This is a genomic window from Companilactobacillus sp. HBUAS56275 (assembly GCF_036913655.1).
In the GTDB taxonomy this organism is placed as follows: Bacteria; Bacillota; Bacilli; order Lactobacillales; family Lactobacillaceae; genus Companilactobacillus; species Companilactobacillus pullicola.
This window is the reverse complement of the sequence record NZ_JAYKKK010000002.1, coordinates 523413-545371: the sequence shown is the minus strand read 5'-3', so window position 1 is coordinate 545371 and position 21959 is coordinate 523413. Positions and strand designations below refer to the sequence as shown.

The window sequence follows — 21959 nt, the reverse complement described above, 5'->3', positions numbered from 1 at the left end:
GTCGCTCTTTTTTATTGATTATCATTATTGTTATTATCTTTGTCGTTACTGTCAGTTGAATCTTTTGAATCAGCTGAATCATTATCAGACTTGTTCTCAGTAGATGATGTCGTAGTATCGTTAGAACTATTTGTATCATCTGACTTTGTTTGGTCTTTTTCTGAAGGATAGACAGTTTCGTCAACATTCTCATCTGACTTATCTGCATCATTCTTAGTTGGACCTTCAGTTTTTTGCTTTTCAGCATCTTTAGCTTCAACAGCCTTCTTAGCTTCTTCAAAAGTTGCAGCACTTTCACTTGGGAATTCTTGGTTAGCATCGTTAGCAGGCATCTTACCTGTGTTATACAAACTCAAGATTTCCTTTTCATCAAGTGTTTCATACTTCAATAGGGCTTCGGCAATAATCTTATGTTGTTCACGATGTGTTTCAAGAATTTCTCGAGCACGTTCGTGATCTTCATCAATAATACGTTTAACTTCTTGATCAATTGCTTTGGCAGTATCTTCTGAGTATGAAGGTAATTGACGGTAATTTCCACCACTAAATGGTTGACCATTCTTTTCAAGTTGAACGGTACCTAAGCGGTCTGTCATACCATATTCAGTAACCATTGTACGAGCAATTTGTGTAGCTTGTTCAAAGTCATTTGATGCACCTGATGAAGGTTGACCAACAATGATCTCTTCAGCAGTACGTCCACCAAGTAAACCAGTAATTTGTTCGTTCAATTCCTTCTTAGTTGCAAGGTTTTGATCATCCTTTGGAAGCATGATAGCGTAACCGCCAGCACGTCCACGAGGAACGATAGTAACCTTTCTAACAACACGAGAATCACTCAATACCAAACCAATCAAAGCATGTCCTGCTTCGTGGTAAGCCACTGTATGACGCTCTTGTTCAGGAACAACATGATTTCTCTTAGCTGGACCGGCAATAACACGATCTTCAGCTTCATCAAGATCACTAGGGTCGATCTTTTGCTTACCACGACGAGCAGCAACTAAGGCAGCTTCATTAAGTAAGTTTTCTAGATCAGCACCAGCGAAACCTGGTGTTTGTTGAGCAATTGCTTTCAAATCAACATCATCTGTAAATGGTTTGTTCTTAGCATGAACTTTAAGAATGGCTTCACGACCCTTAACATCAGGACGACCAACCAAAATCTTACGGTCAAAACGACCGGGACGTAATAGCGCTGGATCAAGGACATCGGAACGGTTAGTAGCAGCCATAACGATAACACCCTCGTTACCAGTAAATCCATCCATCTCAATCAATAATTGATTAAGTGTTTGTTCACGCTCATCGTTACCGCCACCGGTACCTGAACCACGTTGACGACCAACGGCATCAATTTCATCGATAAAGATAATTGATGGGGCATCTTTTTTAGCATTCTCGAACAAGTCACGAACACGTGAGGCACCGACACCAACGAACATTTCAACGAAATCTGAACCAGAAATTGAATAGAAAGGAACTTTAGCTTCACCAGCAACAGCCTTAGCTAGTAAAGTTTTACCAGTCCCGGGAGGACCCTCTAGTAGGACACCGGCCGGTATTCTGGCACCCAAAGAAACAAATTTCCTTGGATCTTTTAAGAATTCAACAACTTCAACAAGTTCTTGTTTTTCTTCTTCGGCACCAGCAACGTCAGAAAATCTAACTTTGTTTTTCTTTGGATCCTCTGGTTTAACCTTGGATTTACCAAAGTTCATGACACGGTTTGCGCCACCACCTTGGCCACCACGGCCCATCATTGCAAAGATTATAAAGAAGAATAATGCAAATGGAACAATAACCGTCAATATCAAGGAAATCCATTGACCGGATTGTGACTTAGGAGCAGCAGTAGTCTTAACTCCCTTTGCCATAGCGGCGTTATTGATTCTCTTTAACGTATCATTGTTAGGCAAAACAGTTGAACTAAATGAAGTTACTTCACTAGATCCTGTTGATTGAGTACGGCTGAACAACGACACGGAACGTGTTGTATTGGCCTTTTGAGCTTTCTTGTATTCACCAGTTACTTGATAAGCTCCTCCAATAGGCTCTAGTTTGAAACTCTTCACTTTGCCTTGCTTCAATTGTGTGATGAATTGGTCTTGGCTTAGTGTTTTAGATTGATCTGAGGATTGACCACCAGCAAACCAACTTGCTGCCAGAACCAAAACAACAAAGAGCAAGATGTAAAACAGGCTATTATTAATTAACCTATTTCGATTATTTTTCATACATTTCCTCCTAAATTACTTAGACGTTACATATTGTAACATTGGTGAACAGTAACACAATAATAATTGTAACTCTATCTTAATTATTTTGTACTATATACCTCTGGTTTTAATACACCAACATAAGGTAAATTACGATAATTCTCGTCGTAATCCATTCCGTAACCAACTACAAATTCGTCAGGAATCTCTACACCAACGTAATCAACCTTGACATGTTTGATTCTACGAGCAGGCTTATCTAAAAATGAAACTAACTTAATTGATTTAGCATGGCGTGATTCAAATAGCTCTACTAAACGGTCCAAAGTATATCCAGTATCAATGATATCTTCGACGATTACGACGTCACGATCACGTACCGGTGTATCCAAATCCTTAATGATACGAACATCACCTGTCGTTACAGTATTTTCACCACCATAACTAGAAACATCCATAAAATCATACTCCATCTTGAAATCTAAACTTTTTACAAGGTCCATCATGAACATAGCAGCACCACGTAAAATGCAGACGAACAAAGGATTCTTACCTTTATATTCATCTGTCAACTGTTTACCCAAACGTTGAATAGTTTCATCAATCTCCTTTTGGGAGACTAATACCTCTTTAATATCTGAATTCATGTCTTTACCTCAATTAAGTTTTATTTTGTAATGTATATTGCCTTTTTTTAAATAATCACTCATATTATAAATTTTTTCAACCCATACTATCTGATTATCAAATAATAAAATTAAATAATTATCACGTTCATATTCAGGTATTTTTTCATTTATAAATCTCTTACTCAACTTCTGATGTTGACCATTTGACAATAGCAATTTATCACCATTTCTTCGTGTTCGCAAAGTGATTTCATGTGGAGCTTTATCTACTGTTATCGTAAAATCCTGATCATCCTTCAAAAGAGTAAATGAATGTTGATTGAACGTTTGCGTTTGACCAACTTTAATAGGAGTAATTGCCATATCTTGATTTTGAATTCTCTGAATGGAAAATTTACCATAACTTTTGATAAATTGCCAAGAATCTGCCAAATCAATTGATGCATTAGCATGATCGGCCGTTATGACTTCAATGATTTGGTCAATCTGTCGATTACTAACAGAAATACCCAAATTACTTTTAGTAAAAAAACTGCCCCAGAAAAGTGTCTGTTGTTCTGAATTCAAGGACTCGACTGGTCTTATTGAACCAGTTATCTTTTCTGAAGTCTTAGTTAAATTCATGGCCTGTTCAATTTTGGAGAATTCTTTTTGAGCAAGATCCAATAATGCAATGATCTGTTGTTCAAAAAAATTAAAGTGCGTCAACAATTGACCGTTTTCCTTTTGTAACTCAGGGAAAATATTGTTCCGAAGTCGGTTGCGCATAGTTATATTATCAAAATTAGTTTCGTCCTGAACATGACGAATATCATGGATATCAGCAAAAACTGTGATATCGGACTTAGCGAATTTCAATAATGGCCGCACAATTTGACCATCTGCAAACGGACGTTGTTCCTTCAAACTAACGACCTCATACGCATTACCTGAACGAATCAGTTTCATCAAAATGTTCTCAGCTAAATCATTAGCATGATGAGCCGTTAACAGAGTATCAAAATCGTTATCTTTCATAATTTTCTTAAAAAAATCATACCTGAACAACCGTGCTGCTGCTTCCATCCCAATGTCATCTTGTGGTTTATTCAACCATTTTGTCGTAAAGAATTGATACCCGTGATCAACACAAAAATTTTGAACAAACTCTACTTCTTTGGCACTTTCCGGTCGCAGATCATGGTCGACATTTACGACCCCAAAAGATTGCTTAGGTAAGATTTCTCCAATAACATTCAATAGAACCATTGAATCAACGCCACCGGAAACAGCTACTAGCACTCTCTGGGAATGATACTTTTTCAAAACACTTTTGACAGTGTTGACTATTTTTTCATCTAACTCCATTTTGTCACCAAGCTCCCGAAATTAAAAAGGTTGAGACAATGTCCCAACCATAAACTTTATTAACTACGACGGCCACCGCGACCGCCACGTTTTCCTTCTGTGTTTTTCTTAATTGTACTTAAACGTTCTTCGCTTTCCTTCATAAAGCCTGACATCATATCATCAAAACTTTCAGGCTTATGTGGACGTGGTTTACGTTCATTACGCTCGTGAGAACGATGTGCCTGATACTTTGGCTTAGGCTTATCGGAAGCCTGCTTGATTGAAAGTGCAATTTTATGATCTTTTTCGTTAAGAACTAAAACCTTTACGGTATCTCCAACACTCAATACATCGTGAATATCTTTGACATAGCCATCAGCAACTTCACTGATATGTACCATTCCGCTTTGTCCTTCTCCAAGGTCAACGAATGCCCCAAAGTTTGTAATTCCAGTAACTTTACCTTCTGTTTTAGCTCCTACTTCAACTGTCATCTAATTAAAAATAATTCCTTTCCCTATTTTTGAATCGTAGTGGTCTTTACGTCACCAGGCAAATTATAAATTTGTTCGCCAGGTTTACTATACATATATTTTTCCCGAATATATTTTTCCAAATAATTCGTATCATGAAGTTGTGCAACTTCAAGTTTCAAATCACTTTGAACGGATTTTTGCTTGTTTAACTTCGTCTTACTAACTTCAATCTGTTCCATGGTATTGGCATAAGTTTTGTGTGCACTAAAAATCTGAACACCAAATACTACCAAAATAATTGCGAAAACAATACCTATCACTGCCATACGTCGACGATGAACCTTTTTGGCGTAATTATTAGGGCCTGGCTTTGGAGGCATTTGCGATTGTTTAGGCTTCAATACAGAAACATTGGAATTTAATTTATGTACTTCCATACCACTACTCCCCTAGAAATGATTACTTTGAGTATAACAAGTTTACGCAATTATTTGAATAAAAAAATCCTTAATTTTAATCTTATTCTAATTGTTTACTAAATTTCTTCGTACATATCTTCGGATTCGTTCTTCTTAGTAGTTTCCTTAATATTAAGAACTTTCACCTTCATTGTCTTTTCACCAAAATGTAATTCAATCACATCACCGATTGCTACATTACTAGACGATTTGGCTACATGACCATTGATGCTGGCACGACCATTATCGGTAAACTCTTTAGCTACAGTTCTTCTTTTGATAATTCTAGTAACTTTTAAATATTTGTCTAATCTCATTTTTAATCCTCTATTTTCATAAATCTCGTAATATATTTTCCCATGGGCAAAATTTCCCATTCTTCTTTAGTTAAAATTCGCCAACGCTTAGTTAATCTTAAATATACTAAAGCACCGACTGGTATCGCTATAACGTTTAACAAAATACTTATCGATCTAGTCATAACAAAGCCTGACGACAAAATAACAACCAACAGTTTAACAATGATAGCCATCGCTAAACCGGCTTTAATTAAATTCTTGATGAAGCCTTTATCAAGTGATAAAAAGCTCCGATTGAAACCATATATGATCATGATTCCAAACAAAATTACGCATTCGCTGAGTACTGTTGCTAAAGCTGCCCCAGCGATACCAAATCTTGGTACAAAAATAATATTCAATGCAACTTTGGCTATCAATGACATCCCAAACAATACCAATTTATGTAAGTTCTTCTCATCATCACCACTGGTAACCGCAATTAATAAATTAATAAAGGAAACGATGATAATTGAAAACATATAAATACTTAAAGTTCTCGAACCATTAGTATTAGTGAATAACATCGTATTGATCTGTGGCATTAACGCAATCAATCCAGCGGTCTCAGCTCCTGATAGCCATAGACAGACACGTACCATTTTAGAAATAGTCTTTTTATTCTGTTTTAGACGATTAGTTTCCTTTAATTGAGGCATTATCGTTGAAACAAAAGACAGTGATATCACAATTCCTAACTGTAACAACGGCTGACCACGATCAAAGACACCCTTTTGAATTTCAGCTTGGTCTAAAGAAATACCCGCATGCATCAATAAGCGAATCATTGAAAAGGAATCGATAAATTGATAAAAAATCGTGATTCCGGTAAACACAACAATCAAGACAATTTCCAAGGCTAAACCATGTTCCAATTCAATTGCGTCATCATCTTGTTTAGACGCTAAGAAATTATCCTTATTTTTCATAAAGGTAGCTATTAAAATGCCAACCGCTAATAAGCCACCTATAAAGGCACCAGCATTAGCCAGTGTTCCCATATGATACACATTAATAATATTGTGACCAAACAGTAAAGCACTGCCAATAATAATGACAATTCGCAAAAATTGTTCAGAAACTTGAGAAATAGCACTGGGTGTCATCAACAGGTCACTTTGAAAATAACCTCTTAAACTGGCCTCGAATGGAATCAACAAGAAAGTTAAAGCAACAGCTCGGACTTCTAAATAAAGTCGCGGATCACCCATTAAAAATGCTAAATACCGAGACGACGTCCACAACAAAGCAGTAATCACACAACTAGCAATCATTAACAGGACAAAAGTCCTCTTCAATAAATTATTCTTTGCTGCGTTATTTCTCTGCTGTGCAAAGGCCTTCGACAACACGACTGGTAACCCTGACAAAGCTAGTACCGAGAATATTCCATAAATTGGATAAACCTGTTGATAGATGAAGTATCCCCGATCACCTACAATATTTTGCAGTGGAATTCGATAGATTGCACTCAGAAGTTCTGAGAACAGTGAAGCAATCGTCAAAATCCAAGTCCCCTTTATCGCCCTCGACACTTCTTTTTGCATATTAGTTTTTTATTTTTTCTTTCTTTAAATTATCAAAGCCATCAGCCATTTTTTCTGCGAATACCTTCAATTGAGCGAACCATTCATCTTTTTTGACACTGTCAGCGTCTAAAATAATCATGAATTCACCATTCTTATTATTCACTTTGGCTTTCATAGTTGTGTTTGCCAAGAATTTAAATACCAAATCTCCGGTCAAATAGTCAGCAGCTTTACGTGAAAACTTAATCGTAATTTTCTTATTACGCATAACAACGCTATTTACCAATGACTCATCAAATGAATTCTTCAATAAACTGACATCAAGCAAGTTGGCAACTTCTTGTGGATAATCACCGAAACGATCCAACAATTCTGACTTAACTTCTTGATAGTTCTCTAGGGAATCAATCTGACGAATTCGTTTGTAAAGCTCAACTTTTTGTCGTTGATCACTAATGTAATCCTCTGGCAAATAAGCTTCCAAAGCTAAATTGATCTCAGAATTAGTCTTCTCAGCCTTAGTGTGACCACGTTTCTTTGCTACAGCATCATTTAACATTTGGGTATATAGATCAAATCCGACTGAATCAATGAAACCGTGTTGTTGTTTACCTAACAAGTTACCAGCACCACGAATTGATAAATCTCGCATCGCAATTTTGAAACCTGAACCTAATTCCGTGAAATTCTTAATAGCTTCCAAACGTTGTTCGCCAACTTCAGTCAAAACCTTATTAGGACGATACATCAAGTAAGCATAAGCTACACGATTAGATCTTCCGACACGGCCTCTGATTTGATAAAGCTGTGATAATCCGTAACGATCTGCGTTCTCAACCACTAAAGTATTGGTATTAGGCATATCAACACCTGTTTCAATAATTGTCGTCGTCACTAAAACATCATACTCTCCAGCTAGATAATCAGAGATCACGCCTTCCATTTGAGTTTCATTCATTCGGCCATGGGCTGTCGCAATCCTAGCATCTGGTACTAAAGCCTGTAATTGATCTGCCACCTGATCCATATCTTCAACTCGATTATGTAAGTAAAATACTTGTCCACCACGAGCCATTTCACGCTTAATTGCACCAGCTATGACTTGATAGTTTTGTTCCATTACATAGGTTTGAACTGGATAACGATTACTTGGAGCTGTTTCAATCAAAGAAAGATCACGCACACCCAACATCGACATGTTCAAAGTTCTCGGAATCGGTGTAGCCGTTAGAGTTAAAACATCGACATTACTCTTTAACTGCTTAATCTTTTCCTTGTGTTTTACACCAAAACGCTGTTCCTCATCAATAATCAGTAATCCGATATCGTGGAATTTAACATCCTTCGAAAGTAGACGATGGGTTCCCACAACAATATCAAGCGAACCGGATTCTAATTTCTCAATGGTATCTTTACTCTGCTTACGAGTTTGGAAACGTGACAATATTCCAATTTCAACTGGAAAACCATCAAAACGTTCCTTCATTGTTTCGTAATGTTGCTGAGCTAGTAGTGTCGTTGGCACTAAAAAGACTACTTGTTTGCCAGCTTCTACAGCTTTGAAAGCAGCTCTTAAGGCCACCTCGGTCTTACCAAACCCAACATCACCAACTAAAAGTCGATCCATGGGATGTGGTTTTTCCATATCACGCTTGATTTCGTCAACTGACCTTAATTGATCCGGTGTCTCCGGATATGGAAAGGCGTTGTCGAAGTCTGTTTGCATGGAGTCATCTTTAGGGAAAGCAAAGCCCTTTTCAGCCTCACGTTTAGCGTAAAGATCAATCAGGTCATCGGCGATATCCTCAATATTAGATTGAACCCGACGCTTAGTCTTTTGCCACTCGTTACCACCCAATTTGTTGATCTTAGGCGATTTACCTTCGGCTGATACATACTTCTGCACCATGTCCAACTGCGTAACAGGAATGAACAGGCGGCCATCGTCACGATATTCAATTGTAATGTAATCTTGATGCTTACCATCGACTTCCATTGTCTGCATACCGATAAATTTACCGATACCATGGTTAACGTGAACGACGTAATCGCCTGGTTTGAGTTCGTTATAACTCTTCAATCTTTCAGCATTAGCCAAGGTTTGATGACGACGTTTCTTTGGCTGTTTGTTGAAAAGTTCTTTTTCAGTAATAACGGCCAATTTTTGCTCAGGCATTTCAAAACCAGAACTCAAAGTAGCATTCATAATTTGGGTCTGATCTGCAATAACTTTATCCGCAGTCGTTAAGGTAGCTTTTATACCGAAATCAACCAGTGTGTTGTTGATAGCCGCAATTCTTTTTTCATTACTGATCGTTAATAAAACGGTGTACTTTTGCTTTTGCCAACGTTCAACTTCTGACTTCAATAGTGGCATCTGGCTGAAGAATTGTTGCATTGTTCTGACTGGTACATTCTGCAACTGATCCAAGCGGATATGTCCCATCCCTTGTTGGAAAGCTGACAAATATATTTGGGCTAATTTATTTTCTTTGATCAAATCAGCAAAATTTTGACGAATCTTTTGTTCTGGTAGAGCTTTACCAAATTCCAATTGACTAGCCAACCACGATTGGTTTTCAGCCTGACTGTCATTTGATTGCTCAATTAAGCGATTGTATTCATCAAATATGATGATATCGTCAGTATCCAAGTAATCTAACAAACTATTTGGCTTTTCAAAAAGATAATCAGCAATTCGTCCGATATTTTCTGGACGGATTCCTTCTGACAACTCTTCAACTGTCTGACCAAAATTAACTTGAAGATTCTCTTTGATATCTTTGTCATCAGATGACTTCAATTGACGATCATAACTTTTTTGTAGCTTAGCCAAACCTTTTTCAACTTGTTCATCAGTTACAATACGATCTTGAGCTGGCAGGATCTCAAGTGTCTTTAATTCTTCAATACTACGTTGTGTTTCCGTATCGAAGTATTTAATCTTTTCCACTTGATTACCGAAAAAGTCGATTCGCACAGGATTATCAACATTAAGTGGATAAATATCGACGATATCACCACGAATGGCGAAGTCACCAGGTTTGGCGACCAACTTATCTTTTATATAACCCATTTGAACGAATTGTTGGTTTAAGTCCTCTAAATCATATTCTTCATTTACTTCAATCTTTAATTGGGCAGACTTAAATAGCTCTTTAGTCGATAACTCATACTCTAAACCAGCTACTGAGGTAACTACTATACCTGGTTTATCGTCAGCTAAAAAGCTTAAAGTGTCTAATCGTTGGCTTAATTCATCTGGGGAACTGGTGGCCAACTCCGTTGAGATAGATTCTTCAACTGGGAAAATATGAACTGCTTCACTATCTAATAAATTTAAATCATCGTATAGCTTATTTGCATGAAAATTAGTATTCTCAACAATCAAAATCTTCTTATTTAATTGTTTTAAAGTATCCAATGCAAAAAGGGAAATTGTTGATCCCGTTAGGCCTGTTAATAAATTCTTTGTTTCAGGCTTAACTTGACTAATAAATTCCCCTAAATCTAACTTGTTCGTAATGAAATTTATTAAATTCAATTTTTGCCCCCTTTTAATTTTCTAATTGTATTTATTCATTAATTGATCAATACTACTGCCGGCAACCCAATCTTTAACCATATCAACTGCTTGGTCAATTCCAGATAAAGCCACTGGCTCTTGATCTTTACTAAATGGCGTCAACACCCAATTAACCACAGTTTGACGGTCAGGATGTTGTATACCAATCTTAATTCGTTTGAAATCTTTTGTACCCACAGCAGAGATTATACTCTTAATACCATTGTGACCACCAGCAGAACCCTTTGTCCGTAATCTTACTTTTCCGATTGGCATATCTAAGTCATCTTGAATTACCATTAATTCTTCAGGCTTAATTTGATAATATCCCATCAAAAAGTTTACGGCGCGACCAGATTCATTCATAAATGTAAGTGGCTTAACTAAAAAAACTGTTTCACCATCAACTTTGAATTTGCAGTACTCTGCTTCAAAATCCTTTTTCATTTGTGTTTGACCGTATTCGTCCATCAATCTATCAATGGTCATAAAGCCCATATTGTGCTTTGTTCGATCATATTTTTTTCCTGGATTTCCTAAGCCAACAATTAGTTTCATATTAATATACCTCATTTCGAACTTACATTATATCATGTCAAAAATACTATTTTTTCACTTTTTTCACAATCGGCTTGTTTATTTACCTTAATTATTTGTATAATGAGTCAGGAACATATTATTTTCGAAGGGATGATATTTTATAATGACAACTCCAACAAACGAAAAGAACCACCAAAAAGTACTTCTAGTTGGTGACGGTGCTGTAGGTTCAACATTTGCCTACGCTATGACACTTCAAGGTATTGCTCAAGAACTAGTTATCTGCGATATCGCTAAAGACAAGATTAAGGGTGACGCAATGGACCTTGCTGATGCAATTCCATTCTCATTCCCTAAGAACATTCACGCTGGTGAATATTCAGATGCTAAGGATGCTGATATCGTTGTTATCACAGCCGGCGCTCCACAAAAACCAGGTGAAACAAGACTTGACCTTGTTAACAAGAACTTGAACATCTTGAAGACAATCGTTGATCCTATTGTTGAATCAGGATTCAATGGTATCTTCGTAGTTGCTGCTAACCCAGTTGATATCTTGACATACGCTACTTGGAAACTTTCAGGCTTCCCTAAGGAACGTGTAATTGGTTCAGGTACATCACTAGATACTGCTAGATTACAAAAATTCGTTGGTGAAGAATTAGATCTTGACCCTCGTTCAGTTCATGGTTACATCATGGGTGAACACGGTGATTCAGAATTCGCTGCATGGTCACATCTAACAATCGGTGGCGTTACAATGGCCGAATGGATGGAACAACACCCAGAAATCACTAAAGATACTCTTGACAAGATTTACAAGAAGGTTGTTAACGCAGCTTACGACATTATCAATACTAAGGGTGCTACATTCTACGGTATCGGTACTGCTCTTGCAAGAATCTGCAAGGCTTTGCTAAGCGACGAAAACACTGTTCTTCCATTATCAAACATGATGACTGGTCAATATGGCGTTTCAGACATCTATATCGGTTCACCTGCTATCGTTAACCGTAAGGGTCTAAAACAAATCATTGAAGTTCCATTGAATGATGAAGAATCAGCACAAATGAAGAAATCAGCTGCAGAACTTGAAAAAATTCTTAAAGATGGTTTCGAAGCTACAGGTATCAAGGGTCGTCAATAATCCTTAATTCGTGTATTAAAAAGACTGAAACAAATGAAAAATTTGTTTCAGCTTTTTTTTTATTCTGAAGTACTGTATTATTAATTCAATTATAGATAGATTGGATGTGAATATATATGTTAGTTAAGTCACTTGTACTAAAAAAGGACAAGCTTACGACAGTTAAAGAAACTGTTACACTTGAGGAAGCATTAAAAGTCCTAGAAGACTCTGGTTTCCGTTGTGTGCCAATTTTGGACGAAAGTGGACAAATATTTAGAGGGAATATTTACAAGATGCACATCTACCGTCACAAGTCACGTGGTGGCGATATGAGCTTACCTGTAACTACACTGATGAAAAATGCTACTAAAACAATTAGTGTAGACTCACCTTTCTTCAAAGTATTCTTCAATATTAAGGATTTACCTTATATTGCTGTTTTGGATGAAAATAATTTATTCTACGGCATTCTAACTCACTCAAGACTTCTCAGCATGTTATCAGATGCTTGGAACCTTGATATTAGTAGTTATGTTTTGACCGTTAGTTCTTCTGGCGACCGTGGCGATCTAGAAAAGATGTCAAAAATCTTTGCCAAGTATGTTTCTGTTGCCGCTTGTATGACCTTAGATGCTAAATCAAATGAAGTTGTACGAAGAACTCTCTTCACTTTACCAACTGGTACCGATATCGATACTTTAAAGGAAATCATCAAGCGTCTAGAAAAGAAGAGCTTTGTAGTTTCAGAAATTGATGATTTGAAGTCTGGTAAAATTCTAGATAAGAACACCCTATAGTTCTTATTTAAAAAAATCTTTCTAAAACAAAACCCAAAAAGTCTGTTCTGGTTGAACTACGTCAACTAGAGCAGACTTTTTTTATAGTAATTTTTTAATTTTAAAAGCAGGTTCCTCGTGATGACGATTTAATTCTTCGTCGATTGGATGGCTTTTGAAATATTGTAATTGATATTGTTCCATCAAATCACGTTGAAAGCTGTCAACATATGGTTTATTTCGATCAACGAGTATCTGATATCTTTTATACTCGCCGTTTCGCATAAATTTATACCATTCTTCATCAATCATGGTTGACACTTCTTTTCTTTTTCTGAAATTTCAACCAGAGGATACTACGATTTCAATTCATGTAGCAATTATTTGCTCTTAATATTTATAAACTCGAGGTAATCTTTCACTCAAGCAGCAAAGAATTTCGTAACTGATCGTGCCAGCATATTTAGCCACATCGGTAGCTGTGATCTCCTCATCGCCATCTTTACCAATTAGTGTAACTTTTGTACCGACTGGTAATTCTTTTGGCAAACGTACCATGAATTGATCCATACAGATGCGACCAACACTTTGACAACGTTGTCCATCGATCAAGATGTCGCACCCTTGCATTCTTCGTAACCAACCATCAGCATAGCCTAGAGGAATCGTACCGATCCATTCATCCTCTTTACTAGTATATGTAGCACCATAACCGATACTTTGACCAGCTTTGACTTTCTTAACGAATGTTAATTCTGAATAGAGACTTAAGGCTGGTTCCAATTTATATGGCAACTTAGTAATATCGGTTCCTGAAGGATTCAGTCCATACAAGGCTATACCATATCTAACCATATTAACGGCCAAGTCTTTATGCCACAAAGCAGTCGCCGAATTAGCACAGTGAACATAAGTAAATTTAGTTGGAAGATCACTGGACATCTCTTTGAATTTTGCAACTTGTTTATCGAAGTAACTTTCATCAGGACTATCAGCAGTAGCGAAATGTGTAAATAGTCCCTCGGGAATAAAGGCATCCTTGTGATCATTTAGAAAATTACATGCTTCAATTAAACTTTCTTTGTCTTGGAATCCAATACGACCCATTCCACTATCAATAGCCAGATGAACTTTCAAATTAGCAACTCTTAACTGAACTGCTACCTTCAACCAGTCTAAACTACCGACTGTGAGGGAAATATCGGCGTTAGCGGCCACTTTAGCATATTCTACGGGAATTATACCTAGAACTAAAATAGGAGCTGTAACGCCACTATTTCGTATTTCTAGACCTTCATCCAAACTAGCAACGCAAAGTCCGGCTGCTCCAAACTTGATTTCTGCTTGAGCTACCTTAACCAATCCGTGACCGTAAGCGTTAGCCTTCACAACTGCAAAGACTTTTGTACCTTCTGGAACGGCATTTAATTCATTTTGTAAATTTCTTTTTAACTTTGACAAGTCCACTTCTGCATAAGCTGGACGATGAATTGATGGTAACATCTAATTAGCCTCCTCTAGAATAACCTCAGTTATTACTAGTTCATCTGTATCAGAGATTGATACGTGAATATTACCCTTGAAAATTTCAGTCTTGATATAAGGTTGACCTGATTCATGATTCAAGACACTCAAGTCATGAAAGCCAATACCACGAAGTCCAGTACCCATAGCTTTTGTGAAAGCCTCTTTAACTGAGAAACGCCCAGTTAAGTACGTCATCTTGGCTTTTTCAGTATTCAGGTTATTGAAAACTTCTGTTTCGTCTTCATTCAAAATTTTCTCTAAAAATCGAGGGTGACGACCATAAATCGCACGTACACGGTCGATTTCTGCAATATCTATACCTAATCCTTTGATCATAATTTCTCTCGCAATCTATTTTTTTAATTAATAAATTGAAAAGCTTCCAATTGAAGTAAAGCACAATTTTCAATTTTTTGCAGTTCGATTCAACAACTAAATTAAAATTTGTTTGATTTAAGCTTAAATCATAGCATTTTCAGGTAACTTTTCAAGTTTATTAAGTGGTTTTTACTGAAATTCGAGTGTGATTAATATCAACTGATGTAATTAAGTATGCCCGTCGGTAGTAGAAAATCTGTGGGCCGCTGGAACGTGGTGGACACGGCTTGAAGCTAATAATTTTTCACTCCGTGAAAAATCATGGATCTCCAAGTCCGGTCTTCTACTAACCTTGCTGACGCAAGCTAAGTAGAATTTCACCACTGAGGGTCCACAGATTTTCTACTACCGACTATATTTCTGGTTCTATTATTGTCGAAAAAAACTGCCATATCTGGAAATTTTGCATTTATAATTCCGTACGATCAAATAATATCTAGCTTTAAACGAGGATAATATTCCGATACACATATTTACTCAATCTCTCATAACAATAGAATACTGTTCTACCATCCAACATTTTAAAATGTACAAAATTCAGAACACCAGACTAGTCCGGAACAACAAGAAAATTGGCTCAGCCATGAAATTTACCTTAGCGATTTATCGCTTAGGTAAAGGCCGAGCTTGAAGATCCATAATTTCGCACAAAGTGCAAAATTATTAGCTTCCAGTCGGCCCATGGCGTTCCAGCCAAATTTTCTTGTTGTGGAGGACGGCATTTTTACACTATAGCCGAATTCGAGTAAAAGCCTCTTTTCCAGCTCTATTTTACTGTATAAAAAAAGGCAAAGTAAAATTATTTACTTCGCCTCTATCATTATAATTATATTTTCAACAATCATAATTCATATTCAAAAATTATAGATTTGTTCTAATCTTGAATGACTTCTTGCTGCGACCATTACGTTTGTTGTCATGTTCGCGGCGTTTGCCACCTTTTTCATCACGGTGTCCATCACGACGATCACTGTTGCGACGTCTGTTTCCACCACGATGTTCGCCACCGTTACCACGGTGTCCATTGAACTTACCACGACGACCATGGCCTGAACGGCTATGACTTACCTTACGTGAAGGAAGTGGTCTTTCAGGAGCAATCTTAACAGGAACACTTTCAGCATCCTTGATTGATTCGCTCAAGAAGATACGAGCAATATCCTCAGGAGAATAAGTTGCTAACAATTCTTGAACAGCTGAATCGAAACGATCCAAGTGTTTGTCATGTTCCAAAGTATCCTTGATATCTTCTTTAACTGATTCCAATTGTCCTTTAAGAACTTCTTTATCAGTAGGTTGAGCAAGTGGTTCCATACGTTTCTTAGTTAAGTTTTCGATTGTACGTAGGTAACCCATTTCATTTGGTGTAACGAATGTTACAGAAACACCAGAATGTCCGGCACGACCTGTACGGCCAATACGGTGAACATAACTATCAGGATCTTGAGGAATATCATAGTTATAAACATGTGATACACCTGAAATATCCAATCCACGAGCAGCAACATCAGTTGCAACTAGGAAGTCTAGCTTACCGGCTTTGAACTTGCGTAATACGCTAGTTCTCTTGTCTTGTGACAAGTCACCGTGAATACCTTCAGCATTATAGCCACGAGCTTGTAAACCACGTGTAAGTTCGTCAACACGACGCTTTGTACGACCAAAGATCAAAGCTAGCTCTGGTGCTTGAACATCGAATAAACGAGTCATCAAGTCAAACTTTTCAAATTCCTTAGCTTTAACAAAGTATTGATCGATCTTATCAGCAGTCAATTCTTTTGACTTGATTTTAACGATCTTAGGTTCTGTCATAAACTTATCAGCAATTTTCATGATAGGTTTTGGCATTGTAGCTGAGAATAATAATGTTTGATGTTTGTTTGGTACGTTTGAAAGGATACTTTCAATATCCTCAACGAATCCCATATCTAACATTTCATCAGCTTCGTCAAGAACAACGGTATTAACGTTGCCAAGTTTTAAGGTGTGACGGTTGATGTGGTCAAGCATTCTTCCGGGAGTACCAACCACGATCTGAGGGTGATTCTTCAAGGCACGGATCTGTCTTCTAATATCTGATCCACCATAAACACTTTGAACCTTAACCTTCTTGTCACTACCTAAGCGGTAAAGTTCTTCTTGTGTTTGAATAGCTAATTCTCTAGTTGGAGAGATAATCAATGCTTGAATGTTGCTTGATTGAGTATCAACGGCATTTAAAATTGGTAAACCAAAGGCTGCCGTCTTTCCTGTACCAGTTTGAGCTTGACCAATTACGTCGGCTCCACTCATAACTAGCGGAATAGTTTGAGCTTGGATTGGTGTCGTTTCTTCAAAACCGGCTTCATTGATAGCGCTCAATAATCTGGGATCTAAATCTAATTCTTTAAATTTCACAAATGTCCTCCATTTTTTAAAACACGATAAAATAACAATCTATCTACTCTACCATGTTTTATGAACAATCTCAATTGACAAGACTAAATTAGTTCATGTAAAACGTTTTCTAAATGAATTCCATGGCTACCCTTTAATAAAATCGTGTCATTGGGCTGTAATTCTTCTTTTAATTTTATAGTTAATTCATCTAACTGATTCTTTTCAAACCAGAAAAGATCGTTTGTATCATATTTAGCGTTCAACTTATCGCGTAAATACTTCATATAATCACCGACAAGATAAACTTTAGCAAAATCTTCTTTATTAATAGAATCGGCTAAGGATTCGTGGAGTCTTTCTGATGCATCCCCTAATTCCAGCATGTCGCCTAGAACGATCAATTTACGACCTGTAGTCTTGATGTCCTTTAAACTGTTAAGAACTTCAATAGCGGCAGTGGGATTAGAATTATAAACATCACTTAAAATATCGGCTCCGTTTTTAGCCTTCATCCATTCAGTACGGTTAGCTGTAACAAATAATTCTTTTAGTGCTTGTTGCATTGCTTCTGGTTTAATATGCGAAATACGACCTACTTGCATTGCAGCTAAGGCATTATTAACGTTGTATTCACCCATCATAGGAATTTCAAATTCAAGTTCTGGCCACAAGTTAGTCTTAAAACTAGTTGTAGTTTTACCAGGCTTAATTTCAGTTGCATACAAATCATTGCTGTCGTGATTACCAAAAGTAGCTTGTCGTTGTTCTACTTTCTCAGCACGTTCTAGCAACAAAGGTTCATCCCCATTAAAAACAAAGGTTCCATCCTCATTTAGGTGATCGACGATCTCCATTTTTGCATCAGCAATCTTATCTCTAGTACCAAAAAACTCGATGTGCGCTTCACCAATCATTGTGATCACGGAAATATCGGGGTTAGCAATATCGCTCAAATGGTCGATTTGACCAGGACGATCCATTCCCATTTCAACAACTAAAACTTCTGTATTAGTTGGCATATTCAAAATTGTGTATGGCACACCGATCTCATTATTAAAGTTTTGTGGAGTTTTGGCAACATTATTGCTTGTACTCAAAATTTTAGCAATCATATCTTTAGTTGTAGTCTTCCCATTACTACCTGTTACGGCAACAACTTTAGGGTTAACTTTCTTCAAATAATACTTAGCTAAATTCTCAAATGCTTCTGAAACATTTTTTACAATAACATATGGCACTTGGTCGTTAGGAATTTCGTGGTCACTTTGCCAAATAGTAGCGCTGATTCCATTCTTAATTGCACTATTAATAAACTCATGCCCATCACGTTCCCCCTGCAATGGAAAGAATAAGTCACCGGCTTTAGCTTTACGACTATCGAAACAAACGCCTGTTATTTCAACGTCTTCAACCTTGTCGCTTTCAATTTTTAATGCAGAGTAAACTTCCCTTAACTTCATCTTCATAGAAAAACTTCCTTAATTTGAAAAAATAATTTTATAAGATATAAACAAAAAAAGAGTATACTAAGATACTTAGAAAGGATTTGATGTATATGACATCTAATACAAGTGATACTCCTGAACCGAATAATTATTGGAAAAAGAATCTAATAGTTTTATGGTTTAGTACTTTTGTATCAGGTATTGGCTTTAGTATGATTACACCTTTTATGCCATTATACATTAACCAGTTAGGTAATTTCACAAAAAGTCAGCTTGTGATCTGGAATGGTATTGCCTTTTCATCGACCTTCTTGGTCATGGCGATCATTTCTCCTATTTGGGGTAAGATTGCCGATCGACGCGGTCGGAAGTTAATGCTGATCCGAGCTTCACTAGGTATGGCAATCGTTATTTTCCTACAGGCCTTCGTAACTGCCCCATGGCAATTAGTTGTTCTAAGACTCCTTCAAGGTGTCTTTTCAGGATTCGTTAGTAACTCCAACACCTTAATTGCTTCAACAGCTCCTAGATCTGAAAGTGGAAAAGCCTTAGGTACTTTAAATACCGGTGTTATTTCCGGTACTTTGTTAGGACCACTGGTCGGCGGTGTAATTGCACAATATTTCGGTTATCGAATTCCATTTATGATAACCGGTTCTCTACTTTTCATTGCTTTCATCTTGGTTACTATCTTCATCAAAGAAGACTTCAAACCAATTCCTAAAGGAGAAGAGGAATCAACTAAGGAAATTTTCCACAAGTTGAAAAATCCTAATCTCATTTTAGCAATGTTTGTCACAACCATGATCATTCAGACCTCTAACAATTCGATCAACCCAATCATTAGTTTGTACATTAAGCAATTAATGCACAATTCTAGTCAGGTCACATTGGTTGCTGGGGTCGTTGCGGCGATGCCTGGTATTGCTAATATTATTGCGGCACCAAGATTTGGTGCTTTAGGTGACAAAATTGGAACGGGGAAAATTTTAGTTGGTGGATTAATTTTTGCCATCTTAGTTTATATTCCTCAAGCCTTCGTCACTAACGTTTGGCAGTTGGCTGCTTTAAGATTCCTAGTTGGTGTCTCTGATGCCTGCTTGGTTCCTCAAGTTCAGACAATTCTGGCCAAATATACTGATCCAAAATACACTGGTAGAATCTTCGGTTATAATCAGTCATTCCAATCAGTTGGTAATGTCTGTGGACCACTTCTCGGTTCTTATATTACCAGTGCCTTAAGTTATTCCGCTGTCTTCATCAGTACCAGTGGTTTAGCTTTGATCAACTTCATTTGGGTCTACACACATTTGAAATCAAAGAAAAGTAAAGTCAAAATATAAAGCTTTTCAAAAAAAATAAGCCATCCATTCGGATGACTTTTTTTTACTTGTTTGACAAGCCATATTTCTTGTTGAAACGGTCGATACGTCCATCTGCTTGAGCAAACTTTTGTTTACCAGTGTAGAAAGGATGTGAATCTGATGAGATTTCAACACGAATTAATGGATATTCGTTACCTTCGTAATCAGTTGTTTCTTTTGATTGAACAGTTGAACCAGCTAAGAACTTCTTACCTGTTGATGAGTCCATAAAGACAACTTGATGGTAATCTGGGTGAATTCCTTGTTTCATTCTATGTCGCTCCTTTGCCATAAATCTTTTACAGAAATATAGATTAAATTACTAACAGTGTCTAATAATATCATGAGTTAGACAATTATTCAATACAATTCTAGTAATGTAAATTGACTTTTCCACTAGATACCGCATCAATTAGATCTTGATCATGATCAATCAACAACATCGTTGGGTGTTGTTTTTTTATTGCATCGATAATTTGTTGACGAGTAATTACGTCTAAATAATTCAAAGGCTCGTCCCAGAAATAAAAATTAGCTTCTTCTGACAAACTAACTGCCAATGCGACTTTTCGACGTTGTCCCTGACTCATTTGTTCAATCAGTTGTTCAAAGAGATAGCGTTCAAAGCCTAACTTACGTAAATTGGAAAAAATCAATTCAGGTTCGATTTGTTTTTGTTCCGCTAACTGTCTAATAGTGCCTTGTAATTCATTATCTTGACGCAGATAAGAAATTTTTAACCCTTTAGCCAATTGGATATCTCCACTCTGTTCAAAAAAATGAGACAATCCTAAAATACTTTTGACGATTGAACTTTTTCCAATTCCATTGGGTCCCATAAGTGAAACGACTTGATTCACTTCTATTTTAAAATTAACTTTAGGAATTATTATTTCACCTTTTTTTAAAGATAAATCAACTACTTGCAGAAAAACCTTAGGATACTTTAATTCTTGATAATTAAATTTTAATGGATCTTCAATTTCAATATTCTTCAATAAAGACTGCTTCTCACTTACCGATTTATCAATTCGTTTCATAACGTGTTGGGCCTTCTTCATCATCTTTCTAGCAGTACTATCAGGATTAACTTCCGATTCCAATGCCCAATTTTTTCGTTCATTAGCCGTGACTTTTAAACGATTAATATCTTTTTGCAACTGATTCTTTTGAGATAATTCTCGTTCATCTTGATAATTCTTTTACTGTTGCCAAGTATCAAAGTTTCCTTTATAAACCGAAATTTCATTTCGATCAATTGATATTACGTGATTAATCACCGGATTTAAAAAATTTTTATCATGACTTATAACTATAAATCCCTTTTTACCTTTTAAGTATTTAGCTACTGTTTTTCGACCTTCAATATCTAAATGATTCGTCGGTTCATCAAGCAATTGAAAACCTGATTCATCAAGAAATAGAATAGCCAGCAACACTTTAGTTTGTTCACCAGGACTTAAATTAGAAAATTTTCGTTGCAAAACATCCGCATCAACTTGCAACTTTTCTAATTCAATCTCAATTCTCCAAAGGTCGTAATCTTCTAATTGCGCTAAATTCTTAACAACTTCAACAGTTAACACATTTTTATCAACAACCGTCTGTGGATAATAATAAAAGTTCAGATTAGAAATTATTTCCCCTGAAAAATTTAATTGCCCCATTATCATCTTTAATAAAGTCGTCTTACCTCGACCATTACGCCCTATCAGGCCCAATTTCCACGACTCATCTATTTTCAAATTGATTTTGCTGAAAAGATCTGTTGCCATTTGATCATATCTAAAACTAACATCTTTTATTTGTATTGTTCCCATAAGAAAAATACCCCCGATGTAGTCAAAGGCTTACTTGGACTACATAAATTTATATGAT

General features: G+C 36.6%; 20 protein-coding genes. 3 read left to right on the top strand and 17 right to left on the bottom strand.

The genetic code is table 11. The features are described 5' to 3' along the window. Positions 1-11: 11 nt before the first annotated feature. The 9 genes from ftsH to pth all read right to left on the bottom strand — a co-directional run bounded on the left by ftsH (position 12) and on the right by pth (position 11101). Positions 12-2237 carry an ATP-dependent zinc metalloprotease FtsH gene (gene ftsH, locus U8526_RS06140; protein ID WP_334341093.1) on the bottom strand — a complete coding sequence of 742 codons (2226 nt, stop codon included), beginning with the start codon at positions 2235-2237 and terminating at the stop codon, positions 12-14. Positions 2238-2320: 83 nt separating this feature from the next. After that, positions 2321-2866, bottom strand: coding sequence for a hypoxanthine phosphoribosyltransferase (gene hpt / locus U8526_RS06135; protein ID WP_334341092.1), 546 nt, complete (start codon positions 2864-2866; stop codon positions 2321-2323). 9 nt (positions 2867-2875) lie between these two features. Continuing rightward, entirely contained in the window at positions 2876-4195 is a 1320-nt protein-coding gene (gene tilS / locus U8526_RS06130; protein ID WP_334341091.1) for a tRNA lysidine(34) synthetase TilS, read from the bottom strand. Between the two features lie 59 nt (positions 4196-4254). Beyond that, entirely contained in the window at positions 4255-4671 is a 417-nt protein-coding gene (locus U8526_RS06125; RefSeq protein ID WP_334341090.1) for a S1 domain-containing RNA-binding protein, read from the bottom strand. Between the two features lie 23 nt (positions 4672-4694). Continuing rightward, positions 4695-5090, bottom strand: a complete 396-nt coding sequence (locus tag U8526_RS06120) for an FtsB family cell division protein (protein WP_334341089.1) — start codon at positions 5088-5090, stop codon at positions 4695-4697. A gap of 98 nt (positions 5091-5188) precedes the next feature. Continuing rightward, the gene (locus U8526_RS06115) at positions 5189-5428 is read right to left on the bottom strand and encodes an RNA-binding S4 domain-containing protein (RefSeq protein ID WP_334341088.1); all 240 of its coding nucleotides are present in this window, start codon (positions 5426-5428) and stop codon (positions 5189-5191) included. 2 nt (positions 5429-5430) lie between these two features. Further along, on the bottom strand, positions 5431-6996 hold the full coding sequence (locus U8526_RS06110; protein WP_334341087.1) for a putative polysaccharide biosynthesis protein: 1566 nt from the start codon (positions 6994-6996) through the stop codon (positions 5431-5433). Position 6997: 1 nt separating this feature from the next. Beyond that, a complete protein-coding gene (gene mfd / locus U8526_RS06105; RefSeq protein ID WP_334341086.1) occupies positions 6998-10522 on the bottom strand; it encodes a transcription-repair coupling factor in 3525 nt (1174 codons plus the stop codon). Positions 10523-10543: 21 nt separating this feature from the next. Further along, positions 10544-11101, bottom strand: coding sequence for an aminoacyl-tRNA hydrolase (pth, locus tag U8526_RS06100; protein ID WP_334341085.1), 558 nt, complete (start codon positions 11099-11101; stop codon positions 10544-10546). 145 nt (positions 11102-11246) lie between these two features. On the opposite strand from pth, the gene U8526_RS06095 reads away from it, so the two are divergent. Continuing rightward, the gene (locus U8526_RS06095) at positions 11247-12230 is read left to right on the top strand and encodes an L-lactate dehydrogenase (protein WP_334341084.1); all 984 of its coding nucleotides are present in this window, start codon (positions 11247-11249) and stop codon (positions 12228-12230) included. A 116-nt stretch (positions 12231-12346) separates the two neighbouring features. Beyond that, on the top strand, positions 12347-13009 hold the full coding sequence (cbpA, locus tag U8526_RS06090; protein WP_334341083.1) for a cyclic di-AMP binding protein CbpA: 663 nt from the start codon (positions 12347-12349) through the stop codon (positions 13007-13009). Positions 13010-13090: 81 nt separating this feature from the next. Here the strand turns inward: cbpA and U8526_RS06085 are convergent, their stop codons facing one another. The 5 genes from U8526_RS06085 to U8526_RS06065 all read right to left on the bottom strand — a co-directional run bounded on the left by U8526_RS06085 (position 13091) and on the right by U8526_RS06065 (position 18738). After that, the gene (locus U8526_RS06085; RefSeq protein WP_334341082.1) at positions 13091-13300 is read right to left on the bottom strand and encodes a hypothetical protein; all 210 of its coding nucleotides are present in this window, start codon (positions 13298-13300) and stop codon (positions 13091-13093) included. 78 nt (positions 13301-13378) lie between these two features. Next, entirely contained in the window at positions 13379-14491 is a 1113-nt protein-coding gene (gene alr / locus U8526_RS06080; protein ID WP_334341081.1) for an alanine racemase, read from the bottom strand. After that, positions 14492-14851, bottom strand: coding sequence for a holo-ACP synthase (acpS, locus tag U8526_RS06075; protein WP_334341080.1), 360 nt, complete (start codon positions 14849-14851; stop codon positions 14492-14494). Between the two features lie 903 nt (positions 14852-15754). Beyond that, entirely contained in the window at positions 15755-17290 is a 1536-nt protein-coding gene (locus tag U8526_RS06070) for a DEAD/DEAH box helicase (RefSeq protein WP_334341079.1), read from the bottom strand. A gap of 83 nt (positions 17291-17373) precedes the next feature. Further along, a complete protein-coding gene (locus U8526_RS06065; protein ID WP_334341078.1) occupies positions 17374-18738 on the bottom strand; it encodes a UDP-N-acetylmuramoyl-tripeptide--D-alanyl-D-alanine ligase in 1365 nt (454 codons plus the stop codon). 89 nt (positions 18739-18827) lie between these two features. On the opposite strand from U8526_RS06065, the gene U8526_RS06060 reads away from it, so the two are divergent. Further along, complete coding sequence (locus U8526_RS06060; protein ID WP_334341077.1) at positions 18828-20060, top strand: multidrug efflux MFS transporter; 1233 nt, start codon at positions 18828-18830, stop codon at positions 20058-20060. A gap of 43 nt (positions 20061-20103) precedes the next feature. Here the strand turns inward: U8526_RS06060 and U8526_RS06055 are convergent, their stop codons facing one another. The 3 genes from U8526_RS06055 to U8526_RS06045 all read right to left on the bottom strand — a co-directional run bounded on the left by U8526_RS06055 (position 20104) and on the right by U8526_RS06045 (position 21901). Next, positions 20104-20352: a type B 50S ribosomal protein L31 gene (locus U8526_RS06055; RefSeq protein WP_334341076.1), complete on the bottom strand. Its 249-nt coding sequence runs from the start codon at positions 20350-20352 to the stop codon at positions 20104-20106. A 100-nt stretch (positions 20353-20452) separates the two neighbouring features. Continuing rightward, a complete protein-coding gene (locus U8526_RS06050; protein WP_334341075.1) occupies positions 20453-21241 on the bottom strand; it encodes an ATP-binding cassette domain-containing protein in 789 nt (262 codons plus the stop codon). A 42-nt stretch (positions 21242-21283) separates the two neighbouring features. Next, positions 21284-21901, bottom strand: coding sequence for an ATP-binding cassette domain-containing protein (locus U8526_RS06045; protein ID WP_334341074.1), 618 nt, complete (start codon positions 21899-21901; stop codon positions 21284-21286). Between the last annotated feature and the right edge of the window lie 58 nt (positions 21902-21959).